Annotated in this window: 15 protein-coding genes; 7 read left to right on the top strand and 8 right to left on the bottom strand. The window is 67.4% G+C overall.

The features are described from left to right. Positions 1 to 73: 73 nt before the first annotated feature. The 6 genes from GTP90_RS22340 to GTP90_RS22315 all read right to left on the bottom strand — a co-directional run bounded on the left by GTP90_RS22340 (position 74) and on the right by GTP90_RS22315 (position 8,132). Positions 74 to 790: a PEP-CTERM sorting domain-containing protein gene (locus GTP90_RS22340; protein ID WP_161085607.1), complete on the bottom strand. Its 717-nt coding sequence runs from the start codon at positions 788 to 790 to the stop codon at positions 74 to 76. Between the two features lie 92 nt (positions 791 to 882). Next, a complete protein-coding gene (locus GTP90_RS22335) occupies positions 883 to 2,556 on the bottom strand; it encodes an alkaline phosphatase family protein (protein WP_161085606.1) in 1,674 nt (557 codons plus the stop codon). Positions 2,557 to 2,651: 95 nt separating this feature from the next. After that, the gene (locus tag GTP90_RS22330; protein ID WP_161085605.1) at positions 2,652 to 6,221 is read right to left on the bottom strand and encodes a pectinesterase family protein; all 3,570 of its coding nucleotides are present in this window, start codon (positions 6,219 to 6,221) and stop codon (positions 2,652 to 2,654) included. 26 nt (positions 6,222 to 6,247) lie between these two features. Further along, positions 6,248 to 6,841: a VPLPA-CTERM sorting domain-containing protein gene (locus GTP90_RS22325; protein WP_161085604.1), complete on the bottom strand. Its 594-nt coding sequence runs from the start codon at positions 6,839 to 6,841 to the stop codon at positions 6,248 to 6,250. A 224-nt stretch (positions 6,842 to 7,065) separates the two neighbouring features. Then, positions 7,066 to 7,584 (bottom strand): GNAT family N-acetyltransferase, encoded by a 519-nt coding sequence (locus tag GTP90_RS22320; RefSeq protein WP_161085603.1) that lies wholly within the window; start codon positions 7,582 to 7,584, stop codon positions 7,066 to 7,068. After that, on the bottom strand, positions 7,572 to 8,132 hold the full coding sequence (locus GTP90_RS22315) for a helix-turn-helix domain-containing protein (RefSeq protein WP_161085602.1): 561 nt from the start codon (positions 8,130 to 8,132) through the stop codon (positions 7,572 to 7,574). Before GTP90_RS22315 ends, GTP90_RS22320 begins: the two co-directional genes overlap by 13 nt. Before the next feature lie 128 nt (positions 8,133 to 8,260). Here GTP90_RS22315 and GTP90_RS22310 point away from each other — a divergent pair, with 128 nt between their 5' ends. From GTP90_RS22310 to GTP90_RS22285, 6 genes are all read left to right on the top strand, one after another. Then, entirely contained in the window at positions 8,261 to 9,826 is a 1,566-nt protein-coding gene (locus GTP90_RS22310; RefSeq protein WP_175048184.1) for a S53 family peptidase, read from the top strand. A 168-nt stretch (positions 9,827 to 9,994) separates the two neighbouring features. Continuing rightward, positions 9,995 to 10,606, top strand: coding sequence for an EF-hand domain-containing protein (locus tag GTP90_RS22305; RefSeq protein WP_161085601.1), 612 nt, complete (start codon positions 9,995 to 9,997; stop codon positions 10,604 to 10,606). A gap of 187 nt (positions 10,607 to 10,793) precedes the next feature. Continuing rightward, positions 10,794 to 12,332 carry an efflux transporter outer membrane subunit gene (locus tag GTP90_RS22300; protein ID WP_161085600.1) on the top strand — a complete coding sequence of 513 codons (1,539 nt, stop codon included), beginning with the start codon at positions 10,794 to 10,796 and terminating at the stop codon, positions 12,330 to 12,332. Between the two features lie 36 nt (positions 12,333 to 12,368). Continuing rightward, entirely contained in the window at positions 12,369 to 13,514 is a 1,146-nt protein-coding gene (locus GTP90_RS22295) for an efflux RND transporter periplasmic adaptor subunit (RefSeq protein ID WP_161085599.1), read from the top strand. A 13-nt stretch (positions 13,515 to 13,527) separates the two neighbouring features. Beyond that, positions 13,528 to 16,641: an efflux RND transporter permease subunit gene (locus GTP90_RS22290; RefSeq protein ID WP_161085598.1), complete on the top strand. Its 3,114-nt coding sequence runs from the start codon at positions 13,528 to 13,530 to the stop codon at positions 16,639 to 16,641. Positions 16,642 to 16,661: 20 nt separating this feature from the next. Continuing rightward, complete coding sequence (locus GTP90_RS22285) at positions 16,662 to 17,699, top strand: GGDEF domain-containing protein (protein WP_161085597.1); 1,038 nt, start codon at positions 16,662 to 16,664, stop codon at positions 17,697 to 17,699. On the opposite strand, the gene GTP90_RS22280 is transcribed toward GTP90_RS22285, so the two are convergent. Then, positions 17,676 to 19,211 carry a class I SAM-dependent methyltransferase gene (locus GTP90_RS22280; RefSeq protein ID WP_161085596.1) on the bottom strand — a complete coding sequence of 512 codons (1,536 nt, stop codon included), beginning with the start codon at positions 19,209 to 19,211 and terminating at the stop codon, positions 17,676 to 17,678. The genes GTP90_RS22285 and GTP90_RS22280 overlap by 24 nt on opposite strands. 98 nt (positions 19,212 to 19,309) lie before the next feature. Here GTP90_RS22280 and GTP90_RS22275 point away from each other — a divergent pair, with 98 nt between their 5' ends. Next, positions 19,310 to 19,726, top strand: coding sequence for a hypothetical protein (locus GTP90_RS22275; protein WP_161085595.1), 417 nt, complete (start codon positions 19,310 to 19,312; stop codon positions 19,724 to 19,726). 4 nt (positions 19,727 to 19,730) lie between these two features. Here GTP90_RS22275 and GTP90_RS22270 read toward each other — a convergent pair whose 3' ends face one another. Then, positions 19,731 to 20,306: an NnrU family protein gene (locus tag GTP90_RS22270; protein ID WP_161085594.1), complete on the bottom strand. Its 576-nt coding sequence runs from the start codon at positions 20,304 to 20,306 to the stop codon at positions 19,731 to 19,733. Positions 20,307 to 20,474: the final 168 nt, after the last annotated feature.

Genomic DNA, 20,474 nt, shown 5'->3' with positions numbered 1-20,474 from the left:
AGCTGGAAGCACTTCCACAGGCGATACTTTATTTGCGGGCGCCGCGGAGGCGCCCGCAAAGCGAGGCTGGAGGTCAGCCGCGGCGCGCGCGGCGGCGTGCCAGCGCGATCAGGCCCAGGCCACCGAGCATCATGGCGTAGGTTTCCGGCTCCGGCACGGCGGCGATGGTGCCGTTGACGGTGAACGGAAGTTCGGACGTCAGGCCGCTGTTGTCGTCGACCAGGGTCGCGAACGGATCGCCACCGCCGGATTGCGCCGCGTTGCCTTCACGCGCGTCGGAGGTCGGCGGCTGCCATGGGCCGGAAGCGGCGGTGCCGGTCACGCCCCAGGTCAGCCAGTAGTGGCCGGAGCTCAGCGTGATGTCGGCGATATCCGCGTTGATCTGGTAAATGCCGCGCTGCTTGTTGTCCAGGGTGGTGTCGGTGACGCGATAACCGGCCAGGCCGCCATTGGTGACCGCGCTGGTGCCCGAAGCCACCACCTTGCCGGTGTTGACGTCGTCGCCGGAAACGATGCTCCAGGTGGCCGAGGTGAAGGTGAATTTGCCGGCGTTGGTCTGGTAGCCGTAGAAGCTCAGGCTGGAGACGTTCCAGCTTTTGCCGGCCGTGACATCGAAGTCGTCCGCGACGAAATTGCCGGAGGCGCTTTGGTTGCCGTAGCCCAGGGTCGAGGCGTCCGGCGCCAAAATGGACTTGCCGTCGCCATCGACCACCGGGCCATTGTTGAATAACACGCCGGCGTTAGCAACGCCGGCAACCAAAGCGAGTACTGCGAATGCGATTTTTTTCATCATTTCCCCATCTTTGTTGTGAGAAATGACAAGCTACCATCATTTTACAATATTGCCAATATATTATTTTTAAATATCAATATGATATTTACTCAGCGCAGCGTCTCGGTCAGCACGCGGCCCTCGGCGCCGGCCGGCGGGCGCACGTGCAGCAGGTTGGCCAGCGTCGGCGCGATGTCGACCACTTCCGCGTACTGGCCGTAGGCGCCCGGCTTGATCCAGCGTTTGCCCATGATCAGCAGCGGCACATTGGTGTCGTAGGCGTAGGGCGAACCGTGCGAGGTGCCGCTGGTGCCGGTGCCGAAGTACCAGTAAGGCTTGGTGACCACCATCAGGTCGCCCGACGCCTCGCGGTTCCAGGCGCGGCGCATCAGCGTGGCCATGCGGGTGGTGTTGGCCGCGCCGTTTTCAAGCTGGGTGCGGGTGTAGGCTTCGACGATGCCGTTCTGCGCCAGCAGGTAGCGGGCGGCGGCGTTTTCCACGTCTTCGCGTTTCAGGCCGCTCTTGTCGATCTGCGCGTAGTCCAGGTGGATGTTGGGCAGCGACCAGGCGCTCAGCAGCTTGGCGCCGCCGAACTTGTCCGACAGGTGCTTGTCCAGCGCGGCCATGAGCTTGTCGCCGTCGATGCGCTGGGCGTCGATGTGCTGCGTGCGCGAGAACTCGGGCGTGTTGGGGAAGCCATGGTCGGCGGTCAGCACCACCAGCACGTTGTCCATGCCGACGCGCTTGTCCAGGTAGTTGAAGAAGTCGGCCAGCATGCGGTCCACACGCTGCAGGTGGTCGTGCGACATTTTGCTTTCAGGGCCGAAGGCGTGGTTGACGTAGTCGTGCGCCGACAGGCTCACGCCCAGCAGGTCCGGCACGCCGGCCGGATTGCGGCCGAGGTTCTCGCCTTCCACCGCGGCACGCGCGAAGTCCAGCGTCAGCTGGTCGAGGAAGGGGCCGGTCTTCAGGCGGTTGTAGTAGTCGGCGTCGATGCCGCCGTTCTCGCTGTAGTAGGCGTAGGGAAGGCGGTTGTGGGTACCGGCCTTGACCTGGTTCAGGTCTTCGCTGGCGTCGTTGGCGTAGGCCGCTTCGGGCAGCAGCGGCGTCCACGACTTGCCGTAGTAGCGGTCCTGCGGCTTGGTGGCCTGGTATTGCTTGACCCAGGCCGGATGCGCCTTCATGTAGAAGGTGCTGCTGGCGAAGTTGCCGCTCTTGTCCATGTACATGTAGGCGGTGCCGGTTTTGCCGGCCAACAGGATCGCGCCGCGGTCCTTGCCGGACACGGTGACCACCTTGCTGCGGCCACCGGTGGCGTAGCGCAGCTGGTCGCCCAGCGTGTCGACCTTCAGGCGGGTCGGCGCGGTGCCGTCGCTTGGTTTGGTCTCTTCATCGATGTAGGTGTAGTTGGTGTCTTCGGTGCAGTAGACCGATTTCTTGGTGACCGGGTCGATCCAGTTATTGCCGATCACGCCGTGCACGTACGGATATGCGCCGGTCAGTACTGCGCTGTGGCCGATCGCGGTGACGGTGATGCCGTGCGCCTGGTGGGCGTTGTTGAACGACGCGCCCTGGTCCAGCATGCGGCGCAGGCCGCCCTGGCCGAACTGGTCGCGGTAGCGCAGCACCTGTTCGTTCGGCAGGCCGTCCACCACCAGCACCACCACCAGCTTGGGCTGGGCCGCCTCGGCCGGATTGGCAGCCGGGGTGGCTGCATACACGGCTTGCAGCGCAAGACAGGAGGTCGCGATTACGAGTGCGGGCAGGGACAGTTTCTTGGTCATGTTGGTTCGTCGTCTGGTTGTGAGGGATCGTGGGCGCACAGCCTACCATGCGCCCGCGATATCCTACTCCCAGCTTGTGACGGCTCGATGACAACCTACGGTTGCGGGTTCCATCCGGCGCCGCCATTAAACGCCGCGAACACCCTGGCGCGGTCGGCGAAACCGGCCGCCACGTCGCTGGCGCTCAACTGGAATCCGCCCACGCGCGCCGCCAGGTTGACCGGCGCGCCGGCCAGCGTAGTGCTGCCGTATTCGCGCCAGCCGCTGGCGGCGGTCGGCACCACCGGGTTGGGCGCCGGCTGGCCGTTCACGCCGGCGCCGGCCCAGCCCACCGTGGCCACGTGCGTGTCCATGCGCGTGTTGATGAAGGCGACGTTGTCCCAGGTCGCGGTGCCGCCCGGGCTGCGCGCCAGGTAGGTGGCGCCGGCCGGCACGTCGCCATGCAGCGGGCCGGGACCGGGACCGTGCGTCAGGCTGCTGTTGAGGAAGACGTAGCCTTTGTCGGTGGCGCTGGGCACGCGCGCCTGCAGCACGTAGCCGCCGCTGGCCGCGTTGGCGGTGTCGCCGACCGAGCGGATCTCGCTCTCTTCGAACAAGGCGGCGTGGCTGCCGCCCCAGATGAAGTCCACATTGCCCGCCACCAGCGAGTGGTAGAACCACGACCAGCCCTTGAGGTTCAGCGTGTCCTGTTCGCTGTGGAAGCTGGCGTTCTTCGCCAGCAGGCGGCCCGCGTCGCTATTGAAGTAAATCGTTTCCGCCTGGGCCGAGATGGCGCCCGAACGCAGCGTGGTGTTCTTCAGCGTCAGCGTGTCGATGGTCAGCATGTCGGCCGCTTCGACCAGCATCACCGCGCGTCCGCCGGACGGCGTGGCGCTGTCGCCGTTGGCCTGGCTGGCGCCGGAGCCGGTGTTGAGCGTGTCGTAGTTGGCGTACTGGATCACGGCGCCGTCGCGGCTCTCGCCGGCCAGCGTGACGTTGTTCTTGCCGCGCAGGTAAAGCAGCTCGTTGTAGACGCCATTGCGCACGGTGATGGTGACCGGATCGTTGGCGCCCAGTTCCTTCATCGCGTAATTCAGCGCCGCCTGCACGGTGTTGAAGTCGGCGTCGTCGCCGGCGCCCACGGTCAGGCTGGTGCTGCCGGAGGCCGGGCCGGCGGCGCGCGTGGTGAACGACCAGTCGCCCAATTTGCCGATGCCGGCGAACGGCACGCCGCCCAGCGTGGCGCCGTTGAACACACCGTTGGCGATGGCGACGTAATACTCGGTGCCGTAGGCCAGCTTGTTACTGTGCGGTTTGATCGTCGCTGTATTGCCGCTGATGCTGACCGGCGTGGTGTTGACCTTGCGGATCACCGGCTGGCCGGCGTAGCCAAGGATGTCGGTCTCGCCGGACAGGCGTATCACGTCGACCAGCGCATCGTCGGCCTTGCGGAAGATGCGGATGCTGCCGATGCTGCCCAGCGTGGGCGGCGTGTCGAAGGTGAGCTTGAGCGAGACGTCGATGTTGGCGCCGCCGGCTTGCGCGGGGAGGGTGGCGCCGGCCAGCGGGTAGGTCTGCGTGGGCTGCTGGAACTGCGCGCCGATGGTGGCCGCGATCGCGCGCTGCAAGGTCGGATCGGAATCGCTGGTGACGATGATATTGGCGCTGCCGGCGCCCACCGGTGTGACCGTCAGCGTGGTGCCGTTGATCGCCACCGCCGCCACCGCCGGATTGCTGGAACTGGCGCTGAATGTATCGAGCGTGCCATCCGGCTTGACGGCCGTGACGCCGATGGCGAGCGGCGCGTCGCCCACCTCCGCCGTGTAGCCGAGCGACGAAGGATTGAGCGTCAGCTGCGAAGGCTTGAGCGCCGGATCGCCGATGCGGACGTCGTCGATCTGGAACGATTTGTTGGCGGTGTACAGGCCGACCTGGCCGCGCTCCGCGAAGGCGGCGTCGGTCACGGTGCCGAGCGATTCGCCGTCGAGGTAGACCGTCAGCGCGGTGCCGATCATTTCAAAGCGCACCGTGTAGAACTGGGCGTCCAGCGCGATGGGCTTCTTCACCTGCCTGGGGCGCGACAGCGAGCCGGCCAGCATCTTGGCGATTTCCACCTGCGTGCTGGCGGTGCTGTTTTGCACATTGAGGCCGGCGCCGTACCAGTTGGCGGCGTCCTTGTAGCGTGTGACCAGGTACAGCTGCTTGTTGCCGGTGGTGCTGTTGGTCAGCGGCTTGATGCGCGCCTCGACGTAGTAGTCGGCGGACGGCACCTTGGCCATGGCCGCGGGCTTGAGCAGCGCCAGCACGCCGCCGGTGGTGGCCGCCGTGTACTGCATCACCACGTTGGTGCCGCCGACGGTTTCGGGCTTGACGCCGAAGCTGCCGTTGGGCCCCGCCACCGGCAGCAGGTTCCAGTTGGCGGCGCTGCCGTTCTGGAAGTCGTCGCAGAAGTACAGGCCGGAGGGCGGGCAGGCCAGCGTGAAGCCGACATCGGGCGTGACGTTGCCGCTGCCTGTGATGGCGGTGGTCAGCTTGCCGCCGCCGGCCTGCGCCAGCGCGTTGGCCTTGACCAGCGCCAGCGGCCGCGCCGTGTACGCGTACGGCACGGTGTAGGCGACGCTGCTCGGCGCCGAGCAGCCGGCCAGTGGCGCGCCGTTCAGCATCGAGCCGGTGTCCTTGAAGGCGCCGGGCACGGTGCCGCCGATCGGCTCGACGACGTCGTCGCATCGCGACACGCCGGCGATCTCGAACACGTTGTTGTTGGACAGGATCTGCGCCGCCTGGCCCACGCCGATGCTGTATTCGTACGGGTAGGCCGGATGCGATTTGCTGCCGGCGAAGTAGTTGTTGACCACGTGGACCTGGCCATAACGCACGCGCGGCGCGCGGCTGACGACGTCGCGGAACACGTTGTTGCTGAAGGTGACGTGCAGCTTGCCGCTGTCGGCGGTGGCGCTGTCGCTCGAACCAATCAGGTTGTTCTTGCGGTGCTGGCCGAAGACGTTGTACGACACCGTCACGTAGTCGGAGGCGTTGGTGATGTCCAGCGCACCGTCGTGGCACTGCTTGGGCTGGCCGTTCTCGACCGGCAGCAGGTCGTCGGTCATGGCGCCGTCGGTGAAGGTGTTGTGGTCGATCCAGATGTGGTCCGAGCCGCTGATGCCGATGCCGTCGTAGGCCGAGTTCCAGTTGCCCAGCGCGCCGTCGTTCGGGTCCCAGACCGGGCCGACGTCGCAGGGATTGACGATCTTCAGGTTGCGGATGATGACCTGCGAGACGTTGGCCACGACGATATGGCCGTTGACGATGCCGGACGCCGCGCCGTCGCCGATCAGCGTGGTGTTGCTGGGCAGGCGTATCAGGCCGCGTATCGCCTGGTCGCCGGTGTTCGCGTAGGGCACGCCCTCGCTCATGTCGATGGTGCCGCTTAACTTGATGATCTTGGGCGCGGTGCCGCCATGCTTGATGGCGGCCAGCAGCTGTACGCGGTTGGTGGCGGTGTAGATGTTGGACGACAGCGCGGCCGCGCCGCCGCTGGTGCCGCCGGCCAGCGCGGCGAAACCGTCGGCCGGCGCCGTTTGCAGCGCGGTGTCGGCGGCGGCCGCGTGGCCGCCCAGTGCCGCCGTCATCGACAGCGATAAACAAAGGGACAGGCGTAGCGCCGCCCTGAAACCGTAGCGTTTCATATGGTGCTCCTTGAGGTGAGGGCGGTTTAGCGCTGTGGCTTGCGGCGGCGGGCCAGCGCGCCCATGCCGGCCAGGCCGGCCAGCAGCATCCACGCGGCGGCCGGTTCCGGCACCGGCGCGGCCTGCAGCGTGATGGCCGTGCGCAGCGGGTTGAAGTCGCCGTTCCAGTTCACCGCGCCCAGGTCGATGGCGATGGTGTGGCTGTCGATGATGGTCAGGACCGGCGTGCCGCTGGTGGCGCCGCTGTCGATGACGCGGAAGCCGGCGATGGGCGCGGCCAGCGTGGCGCCGAAGTCGAAGCGCGCGCTGTGGCTGCCGGCGTCGATCGGGCCGTTGTTGTAGATGGTCAGGCTGCCGTCGGCCGCGAAGTCGAAGGCCAGCAGGTAGTCGGCGCTGAGGAACTCGGCGCCGGGGTTGTTGGGATCGAGGCCGCTGACGTTGCTGCCCGGCTCGGCGTTGAAGCCGTGGTCCAGGCCCAGCATGCCGGCGGCGTCGCCGTTGTAGCTGGCGCTGATGACGGCGTTGTGCAGCGGATCGGTGGCCGCGTGCGCGCCGCCGGCGAGGGCGATGCTGGCGGCGCTCGTGGCGGCCGCCACGGCTTTGCGTAAGGTGAGGTGCATTGAAGTCTCCAGATATTGAGTTGGACAACGCCGGTCTGCGCCGGTCGCCGGTCGGCACACCTCGCGTATGCCGTGCCACCGCGAGGAAGGCGTGGGGAACGCCGGGCTCGCGGTTGGTCAAAAATCTGTGTAATGCGGGAAGAAAGTGCTTTAACTGGTCGGCCAATTCTACGGTGGCCTGACCAGTTAATCAAGGTGGACTGTCCAATAAGGTGGCGTAACTGTCACAATTGAAGGTGCATGAAGGTGGTCGGGCCCAGCGTGCCGTCGGGCATGGCGGCGTAATCGGGCACGACACCGGTGACGGCGAAGCCCAGTTTTTCGTACATCGTTTGCGCCGGGAAGCCGGTGCAGGTGTCGAGCACGACCAGCGTGCAGCCGAGCGCGCGGGCCCGCTCCAGCGCATGCTCCATCAGCGCCTGCGCGATGCCTTGCCGGCGTGCAGAGGAATGCACCAGCATCTTGGAAATCTCGGCCCGGTGGCGGCTGTTGGGCAGGCCGCCCAACACCAGTTGCACCGTGCCGCACAGCGCGCCGTCCGCGTCGAACGCGGCGTACAGCAGGCGTTCGCCGCGCTCGACCTGCGGCGCCAGCGCCAGCCAGAACGCCTGCGCTTCCTCCAGCGGACAGGGCAGCAGGAAGCCGACGCTGGCGCCGTGCAGCACGCAGTCGCGCAGCACGTGCGCCAGGTCGGCCGCGTGGCGGTGCAGGCCGGCGGCGTCGAGTTGGATTATGGTGGGCATAGGGCGATCAGGTAACGGGCCGGCGACGGCCCTGGACAGAAAAAGGCGGTGGCGCCGAACAGGTGGAAGCGCAGGCAATCGCCTGTCTCCAGCCGGTGGACCACGCCGTCGAGGGTGTATTCCAGCGCGCCGTCGAGCATCCACAGGTGCTGCTCCATGCCGGCCACCGGCGCGCGCTCGTAGTCGATGCGGGCGCCGGGCGGCAGCCAGCCCTCGACCAGCTCGACCGCGTAGCCGCGCGCCGGCGGCGACACCATGCGGCGCCTGAAACCGGTGGCGGGATCCTGCCACAGCGCCTGGTCGGTGGCGCGCAGCAGTTCGCCCGGCTGGGCCTCGGCCTCGGCCACCAGGCGCGACATGGGCAGGCCGAACACGGCGCACAGCTTGCCCAGCAGGGCGGCGGTCGGGCTGGTTTCGCCGCGTTCCAGGCGCGACAGCGTGGCGCGGCTGATGCCGCTGGCGGCCGCCAGCTCGTCCAGCGACAGGGCGCGCTCCTCGCGCAGGGCGGCCAGGCGCTGGGCCAGGCGGGATTCGATATCGTTTCTCATAAATGGGAATATATCCCGCATATGAGATATGTGCAAGTGTGTAATCAGCGACACCTCTGCGCTGCATCAATCGCACCGCCATCGCGGCCAGTATCGTCTGAGGACAACCGATACCCAAGGAGACGACCATGGCAACGACTTCCCATTCCAACATCATTCCCGGCAGCGGCCAGCTGGCGCTGCAAGGCGCGGTCGCGCTGGGGCCGGTGGCGGACGAGCAGACCATCGAAATCACCGTGCGGCTGCGCCACGCCCCCGAGCGCGCGCAGCTGGACCTGCAGACCGCCGCGGCCGACACCCGGCCCCTCGCGCGCCAGTACCTGAGCCGCGAGCAGTTCGCCCAGGCGCACGGCGCCAGCGACGCCGACATCGCCACGGTCGAGGACTTCGCGGCCCAGCACGGCATGGCGGTCATCAGCAGCAACGCGGCCCAGCGGCGCGTGGTGCTGGCCGGCACCGCCGCCCAGATGTGCAGCGCCTTCGGCGTCCAGCTGGAGGAATATGAATACCCGGACGGCAGCTACCGTGGCCGGGTCGGCGAGCTCAGCGTGCCGGACCAGCTGGCCGGCGTGGTCGAGGGCGTGTTCGGGCTGGACGACCGGCCGGTGGCCACGCCCAAGTTCCAGCGCCTGCAGGCGGACGGCTTCGCTTCGGCTGCGGCGGCCAACATCTCGTTCTCGCCGCCGCAGCTGGCCAGCCTGTACAACTTCCCGCAGGGGCTGGACGGCAGCGGCCAGTGCATCGGCATCATCGAGCTGGGCGGCGGCAGCCGGCCGCGCGACCTGAAGATCTATTTCCACGAACTGGGCCTGAAGCCGCCCTGCGTCAAGACCGTCAGCATCGACCACGCCAAGAACCGGCCCACCACCGCCAACAGCGCCGACGGCGAGGTGATGCTCGACATCGAGGTGGCGGCCTCGGTGGCGCCGGGCGCGACCATCGCGGTGTACTACGCCCCCAACACCGAGCGCGGCTTCCTGGATGCCATCACCGCCGCCGTGCACGACGAGGTCAACCAGCCGTCGGTGATTTCGATCAGCTGGGGCGCGCCCGAATCGGCCTGGACCGGGCAAGCCATGACCGCGTTCGAGCAAGCCTTCACCGACGCCGCCGCGATGGGCGTGACCATCCTGTGCGCGGCCGGCGACAACGGCTCCACCGACGGCGTGAGCGACGGCGCCCAGCACGTGGACTTCCCGGCCTCGGCGCCGCACGCGCTGGCCTGCGGCGGCACCCGCGTGGCGCTGCAGGACGGCGGCCCGGCGGTGGAAACCGTCTGGAACAGCGGCCCCAACAGCGCCACCGGCGGCGGCTACAGCAACTTTTTCAGCCGGCCGGACTATCAACTGGGCGTGGCGGACGGCCAGGCCAAGCGCGGCGTGCCCGACGTGGCCGCCGATGCCGATCCGGCCAGCGGCTACAAGGTGAGGGTGGACGGCCAGAACCTGGTGTTTGGCGGCACCAGCGCGGTGGCGCCGCTGTGGGCCGGGCTGCTGGCGCTGATCAACCAGCGCCTGGGCCACCCGGTCGGCTTCCTCAATCCGCTGCTGTACGGTTCCCTGCAGGGCAAGGGCGTGACCCGGGATGTTACGACCGGCAACAACGGCGCGCAACAGGCGACCGCCGGCTGGGACGCCTGCACCGGCTGGGGCTGTCCTGATGGGGAAAAACTATTGCAGGCGCTAAGTAATTGATTTCGCAAATCGGAATAATTCCTAATTGCAAGTTTCGCATGGGAAAAACACACTTTTTCGCCTCTCCGGCCGCCAAAAATGGTGATTGTTGCCAATTCCTTGATAGAATGATGGGGTAGAAGTTTTTATTGTTCGGCCGCTTCACGCGTCGTCAAACAGGAGTCGATTATGATTATGGTGAACAACATTGGTGGTGCCACCCTCAACGCGGCCACGGCTGCGGAGAAGACGCTTGAGCCCAAAAAAGTCGCCTCGCCTGTCGCCGACGCCGACCTGAACGCCTCGGTCGCCGCCTACCTGTCGCTGCCTGGCTTTAACGCCCCGCTGCAAACCGATCCGTCGCACACGGTCAACGCCGCCGACCGCGCCAGCGCGGTGGTCAAGGCGGTGGCGGAATCGGACGACGACGCCATGAAGCTGGCGTTGAAGCAATTCGACGAAGGCTTGAAGCGCCTGGTGCAGCGTCCCGAGACCCAGTTTTTCCACGCCAAGTTCGGCCTGGACGCCGGCGCGGACGACAATACCAAGCTGGTGTCGCCGGAACCGCTGCCGGGCGTCGACGAAAATGGCGTCCTGGGCAGCGGCAAGGTCGACCTGGCCATCGCCGACACCAACAAGGACGGCAAGATCAGCCCCGAGGAACTGCGCCGCTACCAGATGCCGATCACCTACCGCAGCAGCGAGCGCGCGGCCGATTCCGTGGTGAACGGCCCGTCGGCCTTCTCCCTGACCGAAGCCAACCGCGCCTACGGCGTGGTGGCCACCGCTGAAGCAGCCTGATCCAGCCCCATCCGGAAACGGGCTTCGCCTTGACGGCGGAGCCCGTTTTTTTTTCGTCCAGCAAGTTTGTGAACGCGCACCTCATATAAAAACCACACTCAGCACAAAAAAAGTGCGAATATGTCGAGCAAAAGTGCAGTTCAGTTAACCTTTTGGTCGGGCGTCAAGCCCAGGTGGGAGTTTTTTTGTGAGAAATCAAAACTTCAGGCAATTCCGGCGGCACGCCCTGCGTGCCGGCGTGGCGGCGCTGGTCGCCGCGGGAGTGGGCGGCTGCGCGCTCGGCCCGGACTTCAAGACCCCGGCCGCGCCGACGGCCGCTGGGGACAGCTACACCCCCACGCCGCTGGCGCCCACGACCGCGTCGTCGCCCGGCGTGGCCGGCGGCGCCCAGCAGTTCGTGGCGGGGCAGGACATCCCCGCGCAGTGGTGGACGGTGTTCCGCTCGCCCGCGCTGGACCAGCTGATCCGCGGCGCGCTGGCGCAGAACCCGAACATGGCGGCGGCCGAGGCGTCGCTGCGCCAGGCGCAGGAAAGCTATAACGCCCAGGCCGGCAGCCTGGTCTATCCGTCGGTCAACGGCCAGCTCGGCGTGGCCCGCCAGAAAGTCTCGGAGGCGGGCGGCGGCAAGGGCGGCGTCTTCAACCTGTACAACGCCTCGGTCAACGTGGCCTACACGCCGGACGTGTTCGGTTCCACGCGGCGCACGCTGGAAGGCGCGCAGGCGCAGGTGGACTACCAGCGCTTCCAGGTCGAGGCCACCTATCTGGCGCTGAGCGCCAACGTGGTCACCACCGCCATCCGCGAAGCCTCGCTGCGCGCGCAGCTCAAGGCCACCCGCGAAGTGCTGGACGCGCTCAACCAGCAGCTGGGCGTGATCGACAAACAATTCCAGCTGGGCGCCGTGCCGCGCAACACCCTGCTCAGCCAGCGCAACCAGGCCGCGCAGGTGGCCGCCACCTTGCCGCCGCTGGAAAAGGCGCTGGCGCAAAGCCGCCATCAGCTGTCCGTGCTGGCCGGCAAGCTGCCGAGCGAGGCCGGCATGCCCGAGTTCGCGCTGGAATCGCTGACCCTGCCGGACGCGCTGCCGGTGTCGCTGCCGTCGGCGCTGGTGCGCCAGCGGCCCGACATCCGCGCCAGCGAGGAACAGCTGCACGCGGCCAGCGCGGCGATCGGCGTGGCGACGGCGGCGCAATATCCGCAGTTCACGCTGAGCGGCAGCTACGGCTCCTCGGCCCAGACCTTCGGCAAGCTGTTCGACGCCGAGACCACGGCCTGGAACCTGGCCGCCGGCCTGACCGCGCCCATCTTCAACGGCGGCGCGCTGAGCGCGAAGAAGCGCGCGGCCGAGGCGGCCTACGACGTGGCGGCGGCCCAGTACCGCGCCACCGTGCTGAACGCCTTCCAGAACGTGGCCGACAGCCTGCGCGCGCTGGATTCCGACGCCGCCGCGCTGAAGGCGCAGGCCGAGGCCGAATCACTGGCGGCCGAATCGCTGGCGCTGGCCACCCAGCAGTACAAGCTGGGCGGCATCAGCTACCTGGCGCTGCTGGACGCGCAGCGCAGCTACCAGCAGGCCCATGTGGCGCTGGTGCAGGCGCAGGCGGCCCGCTACGCCGACACGGCCGCGCTGTTCCAGGCGCTGGGCGGAGGCTGGTGGAACCGCGCCGGCGGCGTGCCGGCCGCCACGGCGGTCTCGGCCGTAGCACCCTACGGCAGCGCCAAGTAAGCACATCAAACAACACTAAAAGCAGGAGAACGATACATGACCAAGCGTATGTTCATCATGATAGGCGCCGTCCTTGTCCTGATCGCCGTGCTGGCGTTCGGCAAATATTTGCAGATCAAAAAGCTGATCGCCAGCTCGCCCAAGCCCGGCGCGCAGACCGTCACGGCGATCAAGGCCGAGGTGTCGGAATGGCAGCCGCAACTGACGTCGGTCGGCACGCTGGTGCCGGTGCGCGGCGTCGATGTCACCTCCGAGATCGCCGGCCTGGTGCGCCAGGTGCACTTCAAGTCCGGCGACGAGGTCAAGGCCGGCCAGGTGCTGTTCGAGATGAACGCCGACGCCGACATCGCCCAGTTGCGCGCGCTGCAGGCCGCCGCCGACCTGTCGGCCACCACGCTCAAGCGCGACAAGCTGCAGTTCGCCGCCCAGGCCATCAGCCAGGCCCAGCTCGACAACGACGAGGCCGACCTCAAGAGCCGCAAGGCGCTTGCCGCGCAGCAGCAGGCCGTGGTCGACAAGAAGACCATCCGCGCGCCGTTCGCGGGCAAGCTGGGCATCACCGCCGTCAATCCGGGCCAGTACCTCAACCCGGGCGACAAGCTGGTCACGCTGCAAACCATCGATACGGTGTATGTCGATTTCTTCGTGCCGCAGAAACAGCTGGCCGGCCTGTCCATCGGCCAGAAGCTCAACCTGAGCGCCGACGCGTATCCGGGCGTGGCCTTCCCCGGCAAGGTCACCTCGATCAGTCCGAAGGTCGACAGCGCCACGCGCAACGTGCAGGTCGAGGCCACCGTGCCCAACGCCAAGCGCCAGCTGCTGCCGGGCATGTTCGCCAACGTCAGCCTGGACCAGGGCGACAAGAAGAAATACCTGACGCTGCCGCAGACCGCCATCACCTACAACCCGTACGGCTCGACCGTGTTCGTGCTGGCGCCGCCGCCGGCCAACGCCAAGGACACGCTCAAGGATGACAAGGGCAACGCCCACCTGGTGGCGCAGCAGGTGTTCGTTACCACCGGCCCCACGCGCGGCGACCAGGTCGCCATCCTCACCGGCCTCAAGGAAGGCCAGACCGTGGTCACCAGCGGCCAGCTGAAACTGAAGAACGGCACGCCGGCCGTGATCGACAACAAGGTGCAGCCGGCCAACAACCCGAATCCGACGCCGCAGGAACACTAAGGGAAGGGGCGCCATGAATTTCACCGACATCTTCATCAAGCGGCCGGTGCTGGCCAGCGTGGTCAGCCTGCTGATCGTCGTGCTGGGCCTGCGCTCGCTGTTCAGCCTTCCGATCAACCAGTATCCGAAGACGCAGAACGCGGTGGTGACCATCTCCACCACCTACTACGGCGCCGACGCCGCCACCGTGGCCGGCTTCATCACGCAGCCGCTGGAATCGGCCATCGCGCAGGCGCAGGGCATCGACTACCTGTCCTCGTCGTCCAACAGCGGCGTGTCGGTGATCACCGCCACCCTGCGGCTGAACTACGATTCCAACCGCGCGCTGACCGAGATCACCACCCAGGTCAACTCGGTGCGCAACCAGCTGCCGCAGCAGGCGCAGCAGCCGGTGCTGACGGTGCAGACCGGCCAGACCACCGACGCCATGTACATGGGCTTCTACAGCGACACGCTGCCGACCAACAACGTGACCGACTTCCTGGCGCGCGTGGTCAAGCCCAAGCTCGATTCGATCCAGGGCGTGCAGACCGCCGAGCTCTTGGGTGCGCGCCAGTTCGCGCTGCGCGCCTGGCTGGACGCCAACAAGATGGCGGCGCACGGCGTCACCGCGACCGACGTCAGCACCGCGCTGGCGCAGAACAACTACCTGACCGGCCTGGGCGCTTCCAAGGGCCAGATGGTGACCGTGCCGCTGACCGCCGGCACCGACCTGCACACGGTGGAAGAGTTCAAGGCGCTGGCCGTCAAGCAGGCGGGCGGCGCCATCGTCCACCTGGAGGACATCGCCACCGTCACGCTGGGTTCGGAGAACTATGACTTCAACGTCGCCTTCAGCGGCGTGCGCTCGGTGTTCATCGGCATCAAGGTGGCGCCAGAGGCCAACATCCTGGACGTGGCCAAGCGCGTGCGCGAAGCCTTCCCGCCGATCAAGGAGCAGCTGCCCAACGGCCTGACCGGCGAGATCGTCTACGACTCGACCGAGTTCATCAATACTTCCATCGACGAGGTGGTCAAGACCCTGATCGAAGCGCTGGTCATCGTCACCATCGTCATCTACCTGTTCCTGGGCAGCTTCCGCGCGGTGATCGTGCCGGTGATCGCCATGCCGCTGTCGCTGGTGGGCACCTTCTTCGTGATGCTGATGCTGGGCTACTCGATCAACCTGCTGACCCTGCTGGCCATCGTGCTGGCCATCGGCCTGGTGGTGGACGACGCCATCATCGTGGTGGAGAACGTCGACCGCCACATGAAGGAGGGCATGAAGCCGTTCGACGCGGCCATCATCGCCGCGCGCGAGCTGGGCAGCCCGATCCTGGCGATGACGGTGGTGCTGATCGCGGTGTACGTGCCGATCGGCTTCCAGGGTGGCCTGACCGGCGCGCTGTTTACCGAGTTCGCCTTCACGCTGGCCGGCGCGGTGGCGGTGTCGGGCATCGTCGCGCTGACCCTGTCGCCGATGATGTGCGGCCACTTCTTCGACGCCAAGCAGGACGAGGGCCGCTTCGTCAAGGCCATCGACAAGGTGTTCGAGAAGGTCCACAACGGCTACCTGCGCTTGCTGCACAGCCTGCTCAACACCTGGCCGGTGCTGATTGTCATGGGCGTGATCCTGAGCCTGCTGCTGGGGCTGATGTTCAAGATGTCGCAGTCCGAGCTGGCGCCCGAGGAGGACCAGGGCATCGTGCTGTCGCAGGTGGTCGGCGCGCCAACCGCCACCTCGGACCAGATGCAGGCCTACGCCAAGCAGATCTTCGACATCTCGCACTCGCTGCCCGAGTACGAGCAGATGTTCCAGATCACCGGCGTGCCGACCACCAACGCCGGCATCGGCGGCGTGCTGTTCAAGTCGTGGGACAAGCGCTCGCGCTCGGCGCACGAGATCCAGCAGGAGCTGCAGCAGAAGTGGAACAACGTGGCGGGCGGGCGCGTGGCGGCGTTCCAGTTCCCGGCGCTGCCGGGCAGCTCGGGCTTGCCGGTGCAGTTCGTCATCACCACCACCGAGCCGTTCGAGAACCTCAACACGGTGGCGCAGGCGGTGCTGGACAAGGCCCGCAAGGACAATAAATTCTACTTCGCCGACGTCGACCTGAAGATCGATTCGCCGCAGGCGCGCGTCGAGGTCGACCGCGACAAGCTGGCCACGCTGGGCCTGACGCAGCAGGACTTCGGCAACGCCATGGGCGCGGCGCTGGGCGGCGGCTACGTCAACTACTTCTCGATCTCGGGCCGCTCGTACAAGGTGATCCCGCAGGTGCAGCAGGTCGACCGCTTGAACCCGGCCGACGTGCTGGACTTCTACATCAAGACCCCGGGCGGCGCCATGATCCCGGCCAGCACCGTGGCCAGCATCAAGTACAGCGTGCAGCCGGAATCGGTGACCCGCTTCCAGCAGCTCAACTCGGCCACCATCTCGGGCGTGACCGGCGCCTCGCAGGGCGAGATCCTGGAATACCTGCGCAACACCGTCAAGGAAGTGGCGCCGACCGGCTACACGGTCGACTACTCGGGCGGCTCGCGCCAGTTCATGAGCGAGTCGGGCGGCTTCCTGGTGACGATGGCGTTCGCCGTCATCATCGTGTTCCTGGCGCTGGCCGCGCAGTTCGAGAGCTTCCGCGACCCGGTCGTGATTTTGTTCTCGGTGCCGATGGCGCTGTTCGGCGCGATGACCTTTATCTTCCTCGGCTTCGCCTCGATCAACATCTACACCCAGGTCGGGCTGGTGACGCTGATGGGGCTGATCTCCAAGCACGGCATCCTGATCGTCGAGGTGGCCAACCACCTGCGCATCGCCGGCAAGAGCAAGCGCGAGGCCATCGAGGAGGCGGCCGCCACCCGCCTGCGCCCCATCCTGATGACCACGGCCGCCATGGTGTTCGGCGTGGTGCCGCTGGTGGTGGCCTCCGGCGCCGGCGCGGCCGGGCGCCACGCGATGGGCCTGGTGATCTTTACCGGGCTGTCGATCGGCACGCTGTTCACGCTGTTCGTGGTGCCGGCCATGTATATGTTCCTGTCCGGCCAGCACAAGGCCGATCCGCAGGCCGAGCCGCATGCCGATCCGAAGGGCGATCCACATAACGCCGGCCACGGCGGCGCGGCACCGGCCCCCGCCGGCCAGCCGACCTGAAGCCGCGGGAGGTGTCCGGCATGAGCAAGGGCGCGGGCCGCCGCTTCGGCTGGCTGTCCGGGCAGCGCAAGCGCAGCATCGAGGAAGTGATCCTCATGCTGCTGTGCGCGCTGACCATCCCCAGCATCCTGCCGTTCGGCGTGTACCGCCTGGTGCAGCGCCAATGGCTGTCGGCCGCGGTCGACCTGGCGCTGGTGCTGGCCATGCTGGCGGTGATCGTGCACGTGTGGCGCACCGGCCGCCACCGCGTCGCCGGCTTTTGCGTCACGCTGTTTTACTCGGCCGGCCTGCTGGCCACGGTCTACCTGCGCGGCATCTCGCTGATCTACTGGGTCTACCCGACCATGATCGCCTGCTACTTCGTGCTGCGGCCGCGGGTGGCGGTGGCGATCAACAGCGTCACGCTGGTGGCGCTGGTGGCCATCCTGGTGTCGCAGATGGCGGTGCTGAACCTGCTGACCATCATCGTCACCATCGGCCTGGTCAACCTGTTCGCCTACATCTTCGCCTACCGCACGGGCGAGCAGAACAAGGCGCTGCACACCGAGGTCGAACTGGACTTCCTGACCGGCATCGGCAACCGCCGCGCGCTGGACCGCAAGCTGGCCGAGCACGCCGACGAGCGCCGTCCGCAGCTGCCGGCCTGCCTGCTGTTGCTGGACCTGGATCATTTCAAGCAGGTCAACGACACCCACGGCCACGCGGCCGGCGACCAGGCGCTGCGGCGCCTGGCCGAGGTGATGCGCCTGCACACGCGCTCGACCGACCGCCTGTTCCGCTACGGCGGCGAGGAGTTCGCGGTGATCGCCAACGGCGCCGGGTTGAACGCGGCCAGCCGGCTGGCCGACAACCTGCGGGCCGCCGTGGCCGGCGCCACGCTGATCGACGGCCATCCGCTGACCGTGTCGATCGGCGTGGCCTTCATGGACAAGCGCGGCACGCCGGCCGGCTGGCTCGAACAGGCCGACACCATGCTGTACGCGGCCAAGCAGGGCGGCCGCGACACCGTCCGCGTGGCGGTGGCCGAGCCGGTGTCAGACTATGCCCATCGCGCGTAGCAGCGGCAGCCGGCGTTCGCGGAACTCGGTGGCCTGGGTGGTGAGCTCGCTCAGGTTCTGTTCGTCGCCGAGCAGCATGACGCCTTCCCTGGAAATGGTCTGCCGCGACTCCTTGAGCACCTGCCACGTGTAATGAGCCCATTCCGACGGCTGCTGCTTGCCCTGCATGATGGCGCTGACGAACAGCTGCTGGAAGCGGCCCACCGGAATGCCGGAGCCGGTCACCGGGCTGGCCAGCGTGGACACGTCGCCGCTCCAGCTCGCCTGACGCAGCAGGCGCCGGTTCAGGCGGTCGGTTTGCGGACGGCGCGCGTTGGCCACGGTTGGGTCCTGGGCGCCGGCCAGCACGCCCTTGCTCGCCAGTAGCAGGCAGGCCTCGTGCAGCTGGCCGAGCACGATGCCCTCGCTGCGCAGCGACGCCTCCATGTTGCCGATGGTACGCACCGCGTGATCGCCCAGCAGCTTGATGATGGGGGCGTAGATGGCCTCGGTCAGCGCGGCGTCGCCCAGCGCGCCCTTGATGGCGAGGGTGACCGATGCCGGCGCTTCGCACAGCACCACGCGCTGGGCGCGCAGCTGTTCGGCGCACTCGAGCGCCCGCAGCGGGCGCTTGCCCTTGACCCAGTACTCGCGGCGGAACTGCTGGCACACCATGAAATCGTAGACGCTTTCGCGGAACGTCGGGTCGCCCAGTTCCTTGAGCAGCTGCTGCTGGTCCGGCGTCAGGTTGAGCGCCGGGACCAGGTCGGTGAAGGCGGCCGAGCAGGCGAAGTCCAGCTTGGCCGTGGACAGCAGCTGCGCCATGTCGGCAAACGACATCGGCAGCCAGTCGCGGTTGAAGTACTCGTGGGCCAGGTAGTGGCGGTCGAGGGTTTCCATGAACTTCAGCCGCTCCGCGATCTGCGGATTGGTGCGCGCAAACAGGGGATTGGTGGCCATCAGCCGGTTGGCGAAGGCGAGGGCGCCATCGACCTTGGCCAGCACGCCGGCGCCCGGCGGCGTCAGCGTGGCGGCGTGCTGCGTCATCAGGTCGCGCATGGGGACCATGGCCGCGTAGCCGGGCTGGGTGTTGTAGCTGATGTACAGCACGCCGCCGACCCTGAGCTTGCGCCGCACGAAGTCGACGATGATGGCGCGGTTTTCGTCCGAGATCCAGCTCCAGATGCCGTGTACGCCGATGAAGTCGAAGTCCGGCAGGTCGGCCCGGCTGCAGAATTCGGCGAAGGACTGGTCGAACAGGCGGGGGCCGCCGTCGATGCCGGCGGCCAGTTCCTGCGCGTAGCCGGCCTGCGCCGGATTGAAGTCGGTGCCGTACCACTGGACGGCCGATGCGGCGCCGTGGACGTTGATGCTGAGTCCCTGGCCGAAGCCCAGTTCGCACGCGGTGGCGGCCTGCGGCGGCGCCAGGCCCTGCTTCAGCAGCGCCAGGTTGGCCCGCAACGGATTGAGCGCATCATAGTAGCCGTAGGTATAGCCGATGTCCGCGACGTAGCCGCTGGTCCAGTCCGTCATAATCCATCCTTCGTCATGAATGTGGTCTGCCGATTTTAATGCTGTTTTGTTATGATAAGCAGGTTTAAAGCCTTATCGTGTGCGCGATTGGAGCCGGGATGAAGGGAATCGTTGTTGCGGCCTGCCTGGCGGCACTGCCGCTGGCCGCCTGGCCGTTGCCGGAAGCGCCGGCCCAGGCGTCCAGGCCGGCGGTGAAGCCGGCCGAACCGGTCGCGGGGGCCCTGAGCCGGCCGCCGGCGCTGTCCGACGAATTGATACGCAAGGCCGTGCGCGACACCATCGCGGAGGACCCGCATCCGGTCGATCCGGCCAGGGCCACGGCCGGGGTCTACGGCACCACCACGCCCAGCGCGCACGACAAGATGAGCGCCGCCTTCGAGCAGGCCAAGGTGCCCGACTGCCTGCATGACGATGCGCTCAAGCTGCAGCCGGCCCACATCGGGCCGGTCGCGGTGGTGGGACCGTACTCGCTGCCGTGGGTGATCGCTGCGGCGATACGGGGCAAATGCCGCTGAGCCTTCAGAACGGGCTCACGCCGATCAGCATCCGGTGCAGCCAGTGGGCAAACAGCACCGACACCGCGATCCCCGCCACCACCGTGACCGCCGTCGCCCCGCCCTTGCCGGCTGGGTAGACGGTGCCGGCGGCGGCATCGCGCTTGCGGGCCGAGCGGAACAGCAGCACCGACCACACCAGGAAGCTGCCGAACAGGATGATGTCGTGCAGCGTGCCGTTGGCCAGCAGGTGGGCCAGCGCCCAGACCTTGACGGCCAGCGTCATCGGATGGTGCAGGCGCGCCTTGATGCCGTTGCGCGGCACGTAGGCGGCCACCAGCAGGATGAAGGACAGCACCATCAGCGGCGCCGCGATGTGCCGCATGAACACCGGCGGCGACCACACCACCACCGGCTGCTGGCGCGCCAGCCCGTAACCCCACAGCAGCAGCCCGAAGCCGGCCAGCGATACCAGCGAATACAGACCCTTCCAGCCGTTCTCGCCGAGCCGGGCACGCATGGCGGTGCGCCAGTCGTCCGCGAAGATGCGGACCGAATGCAGTCCGAGGAATATCAGCAAGCCCAATATCATTAGCGTCATCGTCGCATCCCTGGTGTTGGTTGAACTGCGCAGACGATACACCGGCCGGCGGCGGCACGCAACGTCAACGCAGGCGGCCGGCCAGGTGCACCACACCGTCGATGCCGGCCAGCCGCAGCGCGCGCCAGCCGTCGGCGCCGGCCTGCTGCGCCAGCTGCACCGACAGCG

It is taken from the genome of Duganella vulcania (assembly GCF_009857655.1).
Lineage (GTDB): Bacteria > Pseudomonadota > Gammaproteobacteria > Burkholderiales > Burkholderiaceae_D > Rugamonas > Rugamonas vulcania.
Note: the sequence above shows the minus strand (reverse complement) of the source record. Positions and strands in the feature narration are given on the sequence as shown.

Coding starts and splice junctions, on each gene's coding strand:
- GTP90_RS22335 (WP_161085606.1), bottom strand. CDS start 2,556: ATGACCAAGAAACTGTCCCTGCCCGCACTCGTAATCGCGACCTCCTGT.
- GTP90_RS22285 (WP_161085597.1), top strand. CDS start 16,662: ATGAGCAAGGGCGCGGGCCGCCGCTTCGGCTGGCTGTCCGGGCAGCGC.
- GTP90_RS22305 (WP_161085601.1), top strand. CDS start 9,995: ATGATTATGGTGAACAACATTGGTGGTGCCACCCTCAACGCGGCCACG.
- GTP90_RS22340 (WP_161085607.1), bottom strand. CDS start 790: ATGAAAAAAATCGCATTCGCAGTACTCGCTTTGGTTGCCGGCGTTGCT.
- GTP90_RS22270 (WP_161085594.1), bottom strand. CDS start 20,306: ATGACGCTAATGATATTGGGCTTGCTGATATTCCTCGGACTGCATTCG.
- GTP90_RS22330 (WP_161085605.1), bottom strand. CDS start 6,221: ATGAAACGCTACGGTTTCAGGGCGGCGCTACGCCTGTCCCTTTGTTTA.
- GTP90_RS22275 (WP_161085595.1), top strand. CDS start 19,310: ATGAAGGGAATCGTTGTTGCGGCCTGCCTGGCGGCACTGCCGCTGGCC.
- GTP90_RS22310 (WP_175048184.1), top strand. CDS start 8,261: ATGGCAACGACTTCCCATTCCAACATCATTCCCGGCAGCGGCCAGCTG.
- GTP90_RS22280 (WP_161085596.1), bottom strand. CDS start 19,211: ATGACGGACTGGACCAGCGGCTACGTCGCGGACATCGGCTATACCTAC.
- GTP90_RS22320 (WP_161085603.1), bottom strand. CDS start 7,584: ATGCCCACCATAATCCAACTCGACGCCGCCGGCCTGCACCGCCACGCG.
- GTP90_RS22290 (WP_161085598.1), top strand. CDS start 13,528: ATGAATTTCACCGACATCTTCATCAAGCGGCCGGTGCTGGCCAGCGTG.
- GTP90_RS22295 (WP_161085599.1), top strand. CDS start 12,369: ATGACCAAGCGTATGTTCATCATGATAGGCGCCGTCCTTGTCCTGATC.
- GTP90_RS22325 (WP_161085604.1), bottom strand. CDS start 6,841: ATGCACCTCACCTTACGCAAAGCCGTGGCGGCCGCCACGAGCGCCGCC.
- GTP90_RS22315 (WP_161085602.1), bottom strand. CDS start 8,132: ATGAGAAACGATATCGAATCCCGCCTGGCCCAGCGCCTGGCCGCCCTG.